This window comes from Caloramator quimbayensis, from assembly GCF_900167605.1.
Taxonomy (GTDB): Bacteria; Bacillota; Clostridia; order Clostridiales; family Caloramatoraceae; genus Caloramator_B; species Caloramator_B quimbayensis.
On sequence record NZ_FUYH01000010.1, the window covers coordinates 41,816 to 55,460 of the forward strand.

Annotated in this window: 15 protein-coding genes and 1 riboswitch; all 15 genes read left to right on the forward strand. The window is 36.0% G+C overall.

Annotated elements, in window-relative coordinates; translation table 11 throughout:
- Positions 1–74 precede the first annotated feature (74 nt).
- The 15 genes from B5D15_RS07985 to B5D15_RS08055 all read left to right on the forward strand — a co-directional run bounded on the left by B5D15_RS07985 (position 75) and on the right by B5D15_RS08055 (position 13,645).
- Positions 75–1,043 (forward strand): GntR family transcriptional regulator, encoded by a 969-nt coding sequence (locus tag B5D15_RS07985; protein WP_143287240.1) that lies wholly within the window; start codon positions 75–77, stop codon positions 1,041–1,043.
- 23 nt (positions 1,044–1,066) lie between these two features.
- Positions 1,067–1,477, forward strand: coding sequence for a methylaspartate mutase subunit S (gene glmS / locus B5D15_RS07990; RefSeq protein WP_078696590.1), 411 nt, complete (start codon positions 1,067–1,069; stop codon positions 1,475–1,477).
- Positions 1,478–1,493: 16 nt separating this feature from the next.
- Complete coding sequence (glmL, locus tag B5D15_RS07995; protein ID WP_078696591.1) at positions 1,494–2,882, forward strand: methylaspartate mutase accessory protein GlmL; 1,389 nt, start codon at positions 1,494–1,496, stop codon at positions 2,880–2,882.
- Between the two features lie 15 nt (positions 2,883–2,897).
- Entirely contained in the window at positions 2,898–4,349 is a 1,452-nt protein-coding gene (locus B5D15_RS08000; protein WP_078696592.1) for a methylaspartate mutase subunit E, read from the forward strand.
- A 13-nt stretch (positions 4,350–4,362) separates the two neighbouring features.
- Entirely contained in the window at positions 4,363–5,625 is a 1,263-nt protein-coding gene (locus tag B5D15_RS08005; protein WP_078696593.1) for a methylaspartate ammonia-lyase, read from the forward strand.
- A 64-nt stretch (positions 5,626–5,689) separates the two neighbouring features.
- Complete coding sequence (locus B5D15_RS08010; protein ID WP_078696594.1) at positions 5,690–6,052, forward strand: MazG nucleotide pyrophosphohydrolase domain-containing protein; 363 nt, start codon at positions 5,690–5,692, stop codon at positions 6,050–6,052.
- Between the two features lie 23 nt (positions 6,053–6,075).
- Positions 6,076–6,918 (forward strand): fumarate hydratase, encoded by an 843-nt coding sequence (locus B5D15_RS08015; protein WP_078696595.1) that lies wholly within the window; start codon positions 6,076–6,078, stop codon positions 6,916–6,918.
- Between the two features lie 13 nt (positions 6,919–6,931).
- A complete protein-coding gene (locus B5D15_RS08020; protein WP_078696596.1) occupies positions 6,932–7,489 on the forward strand; it encodes a Fe-S-containing hydro-lyase in 558 nt (185 codons plus the stop codon).
- A riboswitch (cobalamin riboswitch) is annotated at positions 7,487–7,665 on the forward strand. It overlaps the preceding gene by 3 nt.
- Positions 7,626–8,534, forward strand: a complete 909-nt coding sequence (locus B5D15_RS08025) for a YitT family protein (RefSeq protein WP_179122228.1) — start codon at positions 7,626–7,628, stop codon at positions 8,532–8,534. Its footprint overlaps the riboswitch before it by 40 nt.
- 21 nt (positions 8,535–8,555) lie before the next feature.
- On the forward strand, positions 8,556–8,819 hold the full coding sequence (citD, locus tag B5D15_RS08030) for a citrate lyase acyl carrier protein (protein WP_078696598.1): 264 nt from the start codon (positions 8,556–8,558) through the stop codon (positions 8,817–8,819).
- Between the two features lie 8 nt (positions 8,820–8,827).
- Positions 8,828–9,700, forward strand: a complete 873-nt coding sequence (locus B5D15_RS08035) for an HpcH/HpaI aldolase/citrate lyase family protein (RefSeq protein ID WP_078696599.1) — start codon at positions 8,828–8,830, stop codon at positions 9,698–9,700.
- 11 nt (positions 9,701–9,711) lie between these two features.
- Positions 9,712–11,250 (forward strand): citrate lyase subunit alpha, encoded by a 1,539-nt coding sequence (gene citF / locus B5D15_RS08040; protein WP_078696600.1) that lies wholly within the window; start codon positions 9,712–9,714, stop codon positions 11,248–11,250.
- A 5-nt stretch (positions 11,251–11,255) separates the two neighbouring features.
- Positions 11,256–12,275: a [citrate (pro-3S)-lyase] ligase gene (gene citC / locus B5D15_RS08045; RefSeq protein ID WP_078696601.1), complete on the forward strand. Its 1,020-nt coding sequence runs from the start codon at positions 11,256–11,258 to the stop codon at positions 12,273–12,275.
- Complete coding sequence (gene citX, locus B5D15_RS08050; protein ID WP_078696602.1) at positions 12,265–12,786, forward strand: citrate lyase holo-[acyl-carrier protein] synthase; 522 nt, start codon at positions 12,265–12,267, stop codon at positions 12,784–12,786. The genes citC and citX overlap by 11 nt, the downstream gene beginning before the upstream one ends.
- Positions 12,779–13,645 (forward strand): triphosphoribosyl-dephospho-CoA synthase, encoded by an 867-nt coding sequence (locus B5D15_RS08055; protein WP_179122229.1) that lies wholly within the window; start codon positions 12,779–12,781, stop codon positions 13,643–13,645. Before citX ends, B5D15_RS08055 begins: the two co-directional genes overlap by 8 nt.

Here is a 13,645-nt window from a genome sequence, read left to right on the forward strand (position 1 = left end):
TAGTTAAAAACATAATAATGATATAAAATAAAAGTGGATTAAGCCAATTATAAATTGGCTCAATGAGGTGGAATATGAATATCGTTATAGATAAGAAAAATGGGATACCAATTTATATTCAAATAAAAAATCAAATAATGGAAGAGATAAAAAATGGGAATCTTAAAATAGGAGATAAAATGCCTACAGAAAGGGAGCTTGCTAAAGCGATAAATACAAGCAGAAACACTGTAAGTGCTGCTTATAACCTTTTAGAGCAGGAAGGAGTTTTGACATCCTATCAGGGACGAGGAACTTTCGTTGCTGAGGAGGCTAAAACCTGGAAGCAGCATGATATTAAAGATAAACTTTTAAAGATAATAGATATAGCCCTTGAAGAGGCTCTCGAAATGGGAATAGATAGTCGCGAGTTTTTTGCAATAATCCAGGAAAGGATAAAGGAAAGGGAAGAATTTATAAAGAAAATTAATGCAGTATTTATTGAGTGTAATATAGAACAGGCAAAGGATTTTTCAAAACAGCTCTCGGAGGCAATAGATTTTAATGTTATTCCTATGACTATATCAGAACTTAACAATATGACAGATAAAACTAAAAAAATACTTGAGCAGACGCAGCTTATAATAACAACCTTTAACCATGTAAATGAAGTAAAAAATTTAACTTTAGATTTTAATAAGGATGTATTCGGAGTTGCAATAAATCCTTCCCTTGAAACTATAGTTAAAATAGCAAGATATCCAAAGGAAACAAAGTTTGGACTTGTATGCTTATCTAAGGAGTTCCATTTTAAGGTTGAAAATGCTTTAAAATCAGCAGGACTCGACAATATAATTATAAATGCAACGACAAGCAGGAGAATAGAGGACGTTCAATATATTATAGATACCTGTGATGTTCTTATAGTATCCCCAGGAAGAAAAAGCGAGGTGTTAAAGCTTTCAAAGGAAGAAAAGGAAGTTATAAGGTTTGATTATAACCTTGACCAGGATTCGGTTAAGGCTGTTATAGTAAAAATTATGGAAATCAAAAAAAATATATAAAGGGTATGAGGGAGGACTTTTTTATGAAAAAAACCATTGTACTTGGAGTTATAGGCGCTGACTGCCATGCAGTCGGCAACAAGATTTTAGAGCATGCCTTTACGCAGGCAGGATTTAATGTTATTAACATAGGAGTTTTAAGCCCTCAGGAGGATTTTATAAACGCTGCTATTGAAACAAACGCAGAGGCTATACTTGTGTCATCTCTTTATGGACATGGAGAGATAGATTGCAGAGGACTTCGTGAAAAATGTGATGAAGCAGGGCTTAAGGATATACTTCTTTATGTTGGAGGAAATCTTGTGGTTGGGAAGCAGGATTGGAATTCTGTTGAGCAAAGATTTAAGGATATGGGCTTTAACAGGGTATATCCTCCAGGAACTTCACCAGATACAGCAATTAATGATTTAAAGCATGACCTTGGAGTTGAATAATTGAGAGGTAGATAATATGGATGCCATACTTTTAATTGACTTTGGGAGTACCTATACAAAACTTACAGCAGTTGATATAGAAAATGAAGAGATTATAGGCACAGCAAAAGCTTTAACGACAGTAAATGAAGATATAATGATAGGATTTAATAATGCCTTTAAGATACTTAAGGATAATTTAAAAAAAGAAGATGTAAACTTTACTGATAAGCTTGCCTGCAGCAGTGCAGCAGGAGGACTTAAGATGATAGCAATAGGGCTTGTACCAGAACTTACTGCTGAGGCAGCGAAGAGGGCAGCCCTCGGCGCTGGTGCAAGAATACTTGGGGTATACAGCTATGAACTCTCAAAAAGTGAAATAGATGATATAAAATCTAAAAATCCCGATATAATACTTCTTGCAGGAGGGACCGATGGGGGAAACAAAGATTGTATAATACACAATGCAAATCTGTTAGCTAAAAATATAAAGAATGTCCCTGTTGTTGTTGCAGGGAACAAAAATAGCAGGGATGAAATCGAAGAAATATTTAAAGCAGAAGGAATTTACTATAAAGCTACTGAAAACGTAATGCCACGCCTTAATGTGATAAATGTTGAGCCTGCAAGGGAAGTAATAAGGGAAATATTCATGGAAAAAATAATTGAAGCAAAGGGTATGAAAAAGGCAGAGAGTTTTATAAATGGAATACTTATGCCAACGCCTGCAGCAGTACTTAAAGCTGCAAGAATACTCGCTGATGGTACTGATAAAGAAGAAGGAATAGGGGAACTTGTTGTAATCGATATAGGAGGCGCTACTACAGATGTACATTCTATTGCAAAGGGAGAACCCTCAAAGCCCGGAGTTACATTAAGAGGTCTTCAGGAGCCCTATGCTAAGCGTACTGTTGAAGGAGACCTTGGTATGAGGGTAAGCGCTGTATCATTATTTGAGGCAGCAGGTACAAGAAGGATTAAAAAATTTGTTCCTGATACTCCCTTTGATGTTGAGGAAAGATGCAGATTTCTCCAGAGAAACGTAAACATAGTGCCAAACTCAGCAGAAGAAGTTGAATTCGACGAAGCTCTTGGAATGGTTGCAACGGAAATGGCTATGGAAAGGCATGTTGGAGTTATAGAGAGCGTATATACTCCGATGGGTATTATATATTCACAGGTGGGAAAAGACCTTTTAAATGTAAAATACTTAATAGGAACAGGTGGTATATTAGTTCACAGCAGCAATCCTAAAAAGATTTTAAGTGCAGGACTTTTCAGTATGGAATCTCCAAACTATTTAAAGCCCCAAAGTCCGGATATTTTAATAGATAAAACCTATATACTTTCTGCGATGGGGCTTTTATCAGAAAAATATCCTGATAAGGCTATAAGAATTATGAAAAAGTATATGGTTAAAATGTAATGGGAGGAAAATGTTATGGAACTTAAAAATAAAAAATTGAGCAGGGATGAATTTCTTAAGATTAGAGAAGAAGTTTTAAATCAGTGGCCAACGGGAAGAGATGTTGATTTAGAAGAAGCTGCGCAGTATCTCAAGAGTGTTCCAGATTACAAAAATTTCTGTGTAAAACTTAAAAAAGCAAAGGATGAAGGAATAACTCTTGCCCAGCCAAGGGCTGGGGTTGCCCTTGTTGATGCCCACATCGAACTTTTAAAGTATCTTCAAAATGAGGGCGGTGCTGACCTTTTACCATCAACGATAGACAGTTATACGAGGCAGAACAGATACAGCGAGTGCGAAGTTGGGATTGAGGAGAGCAAAAAGGCAGGGCGTTCAATGCTCAATGGCTTTCCAGCTGTAAACTATGGCGTTAAAGAATGCAGAAGAGTTTACGAATCTTTAGAGCTTCCTCTTCAGGCAAGGCATGGGACACCCGATTCGAGACTTTTATCTGAAATAATACACGCATCAGGATGGACATCTAATGAAGGAGGAGGCATATCCTACAACATTCCCTATGCAAAAAGCGTAAGCGTTGAAAAATCCTTAACAGATTGGCAGTACTGCGACAGGCTTGTTGGAATATATGAAGAAATGGGAATTCATATAAACAGGGAGCCCTTTGGACCTTTGACAGGAACATTGGTGCCGCCGAGTATGTCCAATGCTGTTGCAATAATTGAAGGCCTTCTTGCAGCAGAGCAGGGAGTTAAAAACCTTACATTAGGTTACGGACAGTGCGGAAATTTAATTCAGGATGTTGCGGCAATTAGAGCTTTAGTTGAGCAGGCTGAAGAATATTTTAAAGAATATGGATATGATATAGAGCTTACAACAGTTTTCCATCAGTGGATGGGAGGATTCCCAGCAGATGAATCAAAGGCCTTTGGGGTAATATGTACAGGTTCAGCAGCAGCAGCTCTTGCAGGTGCTACAAAGGTTATAGTAAAAACTCCCCACGAAGCGGTTGGAATACCTACAAAGGAGGCAAATGCTGCAGGAATTAAGGCTACAAAGCAGACATTAAACCTTTTAAGAGGACAGAGACTTCCGCTTTCAAAGGAATTAAAGGATGAGATAGAGCTTATTAAGGCAGAAACTAAATGTATAATTGATGAAGTTTTAAAACTCGGCAAGGGAGATATTGCAGTTGGAACTGTAAAGGCTTTTGAAGCAGGAGTTTTAGATATTCCCTTTGCACCAAGCAGATACAATGCAGGAAAGATGCTTCCAGCGAGGGATAACAACGGAGCGGTTAGATATCTTGAATTTGGCAACGTCCCAATGAATAAAGAGATAAGAGATTATAATAGAAAGCTTCTTGAGGAAAGAGCAAAATATGAAGGAAGAGACGTCAGCTTCCAAATGGTTGTTGATGATATATTTGCAGTGGGCAGAGGCGTTCTTATAGGAAGGCCTGAAAAATAAAGGAGGATTTAAAATGAAAGTAGTAGATGTTTTATGCAGTGCAGGAAGAACAGGTTTTTTCTTCGATGACCAAAGGGCTATAAAAAAAGGAGCAGAGCATGATGGATTTACCTATGTAGGTGAGCCTGTTACAGAAGGATTTAAAAAAATCAGAGTTGCAGGTGAATCAATATCTGTTATGTTAATTCTCGAGGATGGGCAGGTTGCCTATGGAGATTGTGCAGCAGTTCAGTATTCAGGAGCAGGCGGAAGAGATCCACTATTCCTATCAAAGGATTTTATACCGATAATAGAAAAACATATAGCCCCAAAACTTATTGGAAGAGAGCTTGAAAACTTTAAAAGTATAGCAGAAGAAATCGATACTATGCTTGTTGATGGCAAAAGGCTTCATACAGCAATAAGATACGGTATTACCCAGGCAATACTTGATGGGGTTGCAAAGTCTAAGAAGCTTACAATGGCTGAGGTTATAAGGGATGAATACAATACAGGGGTTGAGCTTAAGGAAGTTCCAATATTTACTCAATCTGGAGACGATAGATATAATAATGTTGATAAGATGATTATAAAGGGCGCTGATGTACTTCCCCACGGTCTTATAAACAACGTAAAGGAGAAACTTGGAGAGAGAGGAGAACTTCTAAAGGAGTATGTTGTGTGGCTTAGGGATAGAATAATGCATCTTAGAACTTCAAAGGATTATAATCCTGTTTTACATATAGATGTGTATGGAACAATCGGAATAGCTTTTAATAATGATATTGAAAAGATGGCAGATTACCTTTCAGAGCTTGAAAAGGCAGCCCATCCGTTAAAGCTTAGAATAGAAGGACCAATGGATGTTGAAAACAGGGAAGGTCAGATGCTTGAACTTAAAAAGCTGAGAAATGCATTAAAGGATAGGAATATTGGGGTTGAAATAGTTGCAGATGAATGGTGCAACACATGGGAAGATATAAAATACTTTACTGATGAGCAGGCAGCTGACATGATACAGATTAAAACTCCTGATCTTGGAGGAGTAAATAATATAGTTGAAGCTATATTGTATTGTAAAAAACACGGCGTTGGTGCTTACTGCGGAGGAACCTGCAATGAAACAGACCGCTCAGCTCAGGTCTGCACGAATATAGCAATAGCCTGCGGCGCTGACCAGTGCCTTGCAAAGCCTGGTATGGGCGTTGATGAAGGATTTATGATAGTTTATAACGAGATGCAAAGAGTTTTAACTCTTGCAAAGAACAGAGAAAGAATAAACAAAGCTATTAAATAAGGTTTAAGCTGGGTATGTAATGAAAATTACATACCCATATGTTAATTACAAAGGAGAATGAATAATGGAAGAAAATAAAGATATAAGTCTTTCTGAGATGCTTGAGATGTCGAGAGTGTTATGGGAGAAGAATAAAGAAAGATGGTCGCCAATGGAGCCGCAGTACGGCAAGAATTTCATTTTATATATGATTGAAGAAATAGGAGAGGTAATACAGATTATTAAGAAAAAAGGCGAAGAGGAGATTATGCAAAGTCCTGAGGTAAGGGAAAGATTTATAGAAGAATTGTGCGATGTTATGATGTATTATTCTGATGTATTAAATAGATTTAAAATTACTCCCAATGAATTTGCTGAAAAATATTATGAAAAATTTAATAAAAACATGAAAAGAGATTACGAAAAACAGTATAAAGAAACAGTATAATTAAATTATTGGAGGGCGGCATGATGAAGGAAATACACGTTTCTAAGATAGTTGAAACTGTAAAAAAGCTCTGCATAGATGCAAATTATTATTTAAATGATGATATTAAAGATAGCCTCTTTAAAGCTAAGGAAAAAGAAACCTTTTCACTTGCACAGAATATACTCGATATAATACTTGAAAACGCTGATATTGCAAAAAATGAAAATATGCCTATGTGTCAGGATACAGGAATGGCTGTTGTATTTCTTGAAATAGGTCAGGATGTACATATTACAGGAGGAAGCCTTGAGGATGCTGTAAATGAAGGGGTAAGAGAGGGTTACAGTGAAGGATATTTAAGAAAATCTGTGGTAGGGGACCCTATAGAGAGAATAAATACAAAGGACAATACTCCAGCGATAATTCATTACAGTATAGTGCCTGGAGATAAACTAAAAATAACAGTTGCTCCAAAGGGTTTTGGAAGCGAAAACATGAGTCAGCTTAAGATGTTAAAGCCTGCTGATGGTATAGAAGGTGTTAAGGATTTTGTTTTAAAGGCTGTAAAGGAGGCAGGACCTAATCCATGCCCTCCAATAGTAGTCGGGATTGGAATAGGAGGAACCTTTGAAAAAGCAGCATTTCTTGCTAAAAAAGCTCTTTTAAGACCTGTAAATGTTAAAAACTCTAATCCTTATTACGCAAAGCTTGAAGAAGAACTTTTAGAGAAAATAAATTCCCTTGGGATAGGGCCTCAGGGCTTTGGAGGGAGGACTACGGCTCTTTCAGTCAATATTGAAACATATGCTACTCATATTGCAGGGCTTCCCGTTGCAGTTAATATAAACTGCCATGCTACAAGACATTCAGAAGCTGTTTTATAAGGAGGACTATTATATGAAAAAGAAGATTACAACACCCCTTACTGATGATGCAGTAAAGGAATTGAAGGCCGGAGATAGCGTACTTTTAACAGGATATATATATACTGCAAGGGATGCAGCTCATAAAAGGCTTGTTGAACTTTTGAAGGAAGGTAAAAATCTGCCTTTTGATATAAATGGTCAGGTTATTTATTATGTAGGACCAACACCAGCAAAAGAGGGGATGCCCATAGGTTCTGCAGGACCAACAACAAGCTACAGGATGGATCCTTATGCACCAAAGCTTTTGGAGATTGGACTTAAGGGAATGATAGGTAAGGGCTCAAGAAATGATGAGGTAATAAATGCTATTAAAAAATATAATGGTGTTTATTTTGCAGCAATAGGCGGTGCAGCAGCTCTTACTGCAAAATGCGTAAAATCATCAGAGCTTATAGCTTATGAGGATTTAGGAGCAGAGGCTATAAGAAGGCTTTATGTTGAGGATTTGCCATTAATTGTTGTTATAGACAGCGATGGAAATAACTATTATGAAATAGGACAAAGAGAATATCTAAATTCAACAAAATAAAATAAATAGATTATTGGTGCTCTGCTTTGTGGAGGTAAAAGGGAAAGCGGTGAAAATCCGCTACAGCCCCCGCTACTGTAATGGAGGACGAATCTAATATGCCACTGGCATTTGCTGGGAAGGTTAGAGGAGAATGATGCCTAAGTCAGGAAACCTGCCAATAATCTTAGAAAAATCTTTCGGAGGGAAGGATAATATGGAATTTCAAAATAAACTTTATAAAATCTTAAAGATAACTTTTGGAAGTTTTATTTATGCTGCTGCAATAAATATATTTATTGTTCCACATAGGCTTTTAAGCGGAGGAATAGCAGGTATATCTCTTATTATGCAGTATATAACATGCATACCATCTGGATATTGGGTTTTTATAATTAATTTACCCTTATTTATTATAGGATACAGGCTCATAAATAAGAAATTTATTTTATTAAGCTTTGTAGGGATGTTGTCTATGTCATTTTTTTTAATACTTACTAAAAATATTTCTTTTTTAGTAAGTATTGATGATTTAATTATATCAACGATATTCGGGGCCGTTATAAGCGGAATAGGTATGGGTATTATTTTCAAAGAAGGAGCATCTCAGGGTGGAACAGATATAATAGCCTTTATAATTAAAAAAAATAATGGAATAAAATTATCAACACTATATTTTATTTTAAATGGTGCGATTGTAATTTCTGAAATGTTTATTGTAAATATTAAACTTACTTTATATACAATTGTTGCTATGTATATAAAGGCAATTGTAATCGATAAGATAGTTAATTTATATAATAAAAAGAAAGTATTGATGATATTAACATCAAATGAAAAGGAAATATCGCTATGTGTTTCTAAGTGTATAGGCAAAGAAACCATTCTTCTTTATGGTGAAAATGCTTATATAGGTTCAGAAAGAAAAGTTATATATTGCATTGTTAATGAAAAAGAATTAGGTAGAATTAAGACTCTTATAGGGAATATAGACATTACAGCACAGATGTCTGTTTTAGAGGCTATTGACATTCAGGGTAAAGAATGGCTGTCTTTAGCTGTATAGTATTATAAAGTAGGTGATAAAATGGAGATTAAAAGGATTGCAAAATGCGGGACCTTTGAATCGAATGATATATATGTAATAGTCGAACCAAACAGCGATGGAGGTGTTGAGATAAATCTTGAGAGCATAGTTATGAAACAGTTTGGGGAACAGATAAAAAAGACTATTGATGAGACAGTAAAATCCTTTGGGATAAAAAGCATAAAAATAACCGCAAAGGACAGAGGGGCTCTTGACTATACAATAAAATCGAGGGTTGAAACTGCCATTAAAAGGGCGCTTTAGGGGGTGAGATTTTGAAATTAAGAAGGAGTATGCTATTTATTCCGGGAAATAATCCTGGGATGATACAAAACGCTGGGGTTCTTGGGGCAGACAGCATAATTCTCGATTTGGAGGATGCTGTTGCTGTAACCGAAAAGGATTCGGCGAGGATTCTTGTTAGAAATGCGATTAAAACTTTGGATTTTTATAACAGTGAGATAGTTGTAAGAATTAATCCTCTTTCAACGGATTTCGGATTTGAAGATATAAAGGAGATTGCAAAGGTAAAACCCCATGCCCTTTTGATTCCAAAGGCTACTGAGGAGGACATAAAGGCTTGTGATGATATTCTAAAAAGGATTGAAGAGTATGAGAGATTTGAGAATAACCATATAAAGCTTTTTCCTCTAATTGAAACTGCCTATGGCCTTGAAAACGTGTATAACATTATTAAAGCCTCAGATAGAGTTGAAGGAGTTCTCCTTGGGGCTGAGGATTTGACAGCAGACCTTGGAATTAAAAGGACGAGGGAAGGTGAGGAAATATTCTATGCAAGATGCAAGGTTGCATCAGCATGTAGGGCCTTTAGAGTAGATGCTATTGATACCCCCTTTACTGACCTTAATGATTATGATGGATTTGTGGAAGATATTAAAAAGGCAAAATCTATAGGTATGACGGGAAAGGCTGCTATAAATCCAAGGCAGATAGATACCATACATGACGTCTTTGCACCATCTAAGGAAGAAATAGAATATGCAAAAAGGGTTATGAAGGCTCAGGAGGATGCTAAAAGAGAGGGCAAAGGTGTTTTCTCTCTCGATGGTAAGATGGTTGATGCTCCAATAATTCAAAGGGCTGATACTATACTCGAAAAGGCTAAGCTGTCAGGACTTTTATAGGGGGTGATTAGATGATTAATGCGGCATTAAGAGAAATACCAGAATATATAAAAGGTTATGGAAAGGTAAAACCCTTCGAAGGTGCTTTTAAAAATATAAATAAGGCTCAAAAGGCTAATGTATCTTTAAATTGTAAATCCTCTAATGATGATAAAGTTGTATCTTCAATTGAAGAAGTATTAAAAAAATGCGGAATAAGGGATGGAATGACTTTATCCTTTCATCATCATTTAAGGAATGGGGATTATGTTCTTAATATGGTGATGGAAGAAGTTGCAAGGCTTGGAATAAAGGATATTAAAGTTGCTGCAAGTTCCATATTCCCCATTCATGAACCCCTTGTGGAACTAATTAAAAGCGGGGTTGTGACAGGGATTTATACAAATTATATGTCAGGTCCTGTTGCGCAGGCTGTATCCCTTGGATATTTAAAATATCCTGCAATAATGCACACACACGGTGGCAGGGCAAGGGCAATAGAATCAGGGGATTTGCACATAGATATTGCCTTTATTGCATCCCCAGCCTGTGATACCTACGGAAATATAAACGGTGTTGAAGGAAGGGCTGCATGCGGTTCCTTAGGCTATGCAATACCCGATGCTATGTATGCCGACAGGGTTGTGGCAATAACTGACAACCTTCTTCCTTATCCACTGTGCCCTATTGAGATTTCACAGGAGTATGTGGATTATATTGTAGCAGTTGAAGAAATCGGAGATCCTAAGGGAATAGTTTCAGGAACTACAAAGATTACAAAGGATCCTGTTGGTCTTAAAATAGCAAAACTTGCATCAAGCCTTATAGAAGAGAGCGGGCTTTTAAAAGATGGATTTTCCTTTCAAACAGGAGCAGGAGGAACTACCCTTGCTGTTGCAGCCTATGTTAAAGAGATAATGAAAAGAAAAAATATAAAGGGAAGTTTTGCAGCAGGCGGAATTACGGGATATATAGTTGAAATGCTTGAGGAGGGGCTTTTTACCTCTTTATTTGATGTTCAGTGCTTTGATTTAAAAGCCGTACAGTCTTACAGGGATAATAAAAATCATCAGGGGATGTCCGCATCTATGTACGGAAATCCCCACAATAAAGGTGCCGTTGTAAATATGCTCGATGTTATGATACTTGGTGCAACAGAGGTGGATACTGACTTTAATGTTAATGTTACAACAGGTTCTGATGGGTTTATTATGGGAGGTTCAGGAGGGCACAGCGATACAGCAGCAGGTGCTAAACTTTCCATAGTTACAACCCAGCTTATAAAGGGAAGGCTTCCTATAGTTGCAGACAGAGTAACTACAGTTACAACCCCAGGAGAGACAATAGATGCAATAGTTACTGAAAGAGGTATCGCTATAAATCCTAAAAGAAAGGATTTAATAGAAAAGCTTAAAGGGAGCAAACTTCCTATTATGAGCATTGAGGAACTTAAAAATTTAGCCGTAAAAATTACTGGTATTCCTCAAAGGTATGAAAACAATGGTAAGATTGTTGGAGTAGTAGAATACAGGGATGGTACCGTTATAGATGTTATAAGGCAGGTGCAGTAGATTATATGTACGATGTTTTAATAAGAAGGGCAGAGTATGAAGAATTTGATGATGTAAAAAGGCTTTTAGCTGATAATGATCTGACTCTTGAAGATGCAGAATATACTGCAATAGCCAAACTTAATGAGGATATTATTGGCACCTGCTCCTTTTCCGGAAAGATTATAAAATGCTTTGCCGTAAGGGAAGATTACAAGGGAGAAGGCTTATCTTTAAAACTTGTAACACATATAATTGATGAGATGTTTGAAAGAGGAATATATGAATATTTTGTTTTTACAAAACCTGAGAATATAAATATTTTTAAATCCATGGGCTTTAAGATTGTACATTCTGCTTATAAGGTTTGCCTTCTTGAAGGAGGAAAATCTGATATAAATAAAAGCATTGATGAAATGTTCAAAAAAAGCGGCTTAGGATATGAAAAAAAATCAGCCTTAGTTATGAATTGCAATCCCTTTACTTTAGGCCACAGATATATTATAGAAAAGGCATCAAAGGAAAGTGAAAGCGTTGTTGTATTTATCGTAAAGGAGGATAAATCCGTATTTCCCTTTGATATAAGATACAGCCTTGTTAAGGAAGGGGTTTCGGATTTAAAAAATGTAAAGGTAATTTCAGGCGGGGATTATATAATATCTTCTGCAACTTTTCCTTCTTATTTTATAAAGCAATTGGATGATAGAATCGATGCCTATACTAATCTTGATGCTCATATATTCGGGAAATATATAGCTCCTGTATTTAACATAGTGAAAAGGTATGTGGGCACAGAACCTTTTTGTAAAGTAACAGAGAAATATAATAATGCCCTTTTAAAAATTCTTCCAAGTTATAATGTTGAAGTAGAGCTCGTTGAAAGGATAAAAAATTCAGGAAATATAGTTAGCGCTTCCTTTGTAAGAAATCTTATAAAAAAAGGTGATTTTAATAGTATAAGAAATTTTATACCGGATGTAACCTTTAATTATTTAGTATCAGAAAAGGCAAAGGGTGTTATAGAGAGGATTGAAAATGAAAAATGAGAAGCTATGGGAGCTTATATTAACAGATAGAGAAAAAAGATATGATTTGATATGTGAGATAATTGAAAAATATAAAAAACCTGTACTGTGCGGCAAATTAAATTATGCAGGAGAAAATAAAAATAATGAATTGTCACAAAAGGCCTTTAAAGTTCTTTTAAATCTTTTAAAAGATAATTTTAAAGAATACATGCTTTATGAGAAAATTTTAGAAGGATATGATGGTAAAGCGGTTATAATGGCTTTGAATATTTCGCCTATTAATGCAAAAAAGCTTTCAATTTCTATTGAGGATAGTCATCCCTTAGGAAGAATTTTCGATATAGATATTTATGATTTAAACAAAGTTCCCTTAAGCAGGAGGGAGTTTGGCAGGAGCAGACCATGCATAATATGCACAGATGATGCGAGGGAGTGCATAGCTTTAAAAAAACACAGCTTCGAAGAAGTTATTAAAAAAACTGACAAAATTATAATAAACTATTTTAAAGGTGATAATGAAAATGCATAATTTTTATAGTTTTTCTCCTATATCAGCAAAAATTGCACAAAAAGCTCTTTGCAGTATGCTTTATGAGGTTAGCACAAGCCCCTCTCCGGGGCTTGTATCTCCTGTATCAAAGGGCTGCCATAACGATATGGATTATTTTACCTTTTTAATAAGCACATCCTCTATTGCCTACTATTTACCTTTATTTATAGAAATAGGTATTAAATGTGAAGATGATGTTTTAAAAAGTATAAGAGAAGTGGGAAAGCAAGCTGAAGAGGAAATGCTTAGGGAAACGGAAGGAGTTAACACCCAAAGGGGGCTTTTGTTTTTAATAGGAGTTTTATGTGGTGCTGCTGGAGTTTGCATTAAAAAATCCCTCGCCTTTAACAGATATAACCTATCGGAGCAGTGCTCCATAATCTGCAAAGATATAGTTAAAAATGAGCTTTTAAATATAGACAGAACAAAAAAGCTTACCAATGGAGAAAGACTGTATTTAGAATATAAAGTTACAGGAATAAGGGGAGAGGTTGAAAAGGGGCTTCCAACGGTTATTAATACTGCTCTCCCATCCCTTGAGGATGCTTTAAATTATGGGCTTAATATTAATGATGCCCTGAGCCATACCCTTATAAGTATAATGAGCTGTGTAGAGGATACTACTGTTATAAATAGATGCAAAATGCAAGGGATTTATACCATGAGAAACTTATCTAAAAAGGCATTAGAGCTTGGAGGAATGAAAAGCAAAGAAGGAAGAGAATTTGTAAAATATATGGAGGATGTTTTTGTAAAAGAAAATATAAGCCCCGGAGGTGCGGCAGATTTACTTGCAGCTGCACACTTTATATATCAGCTTGAAAATATGGAGGAATAG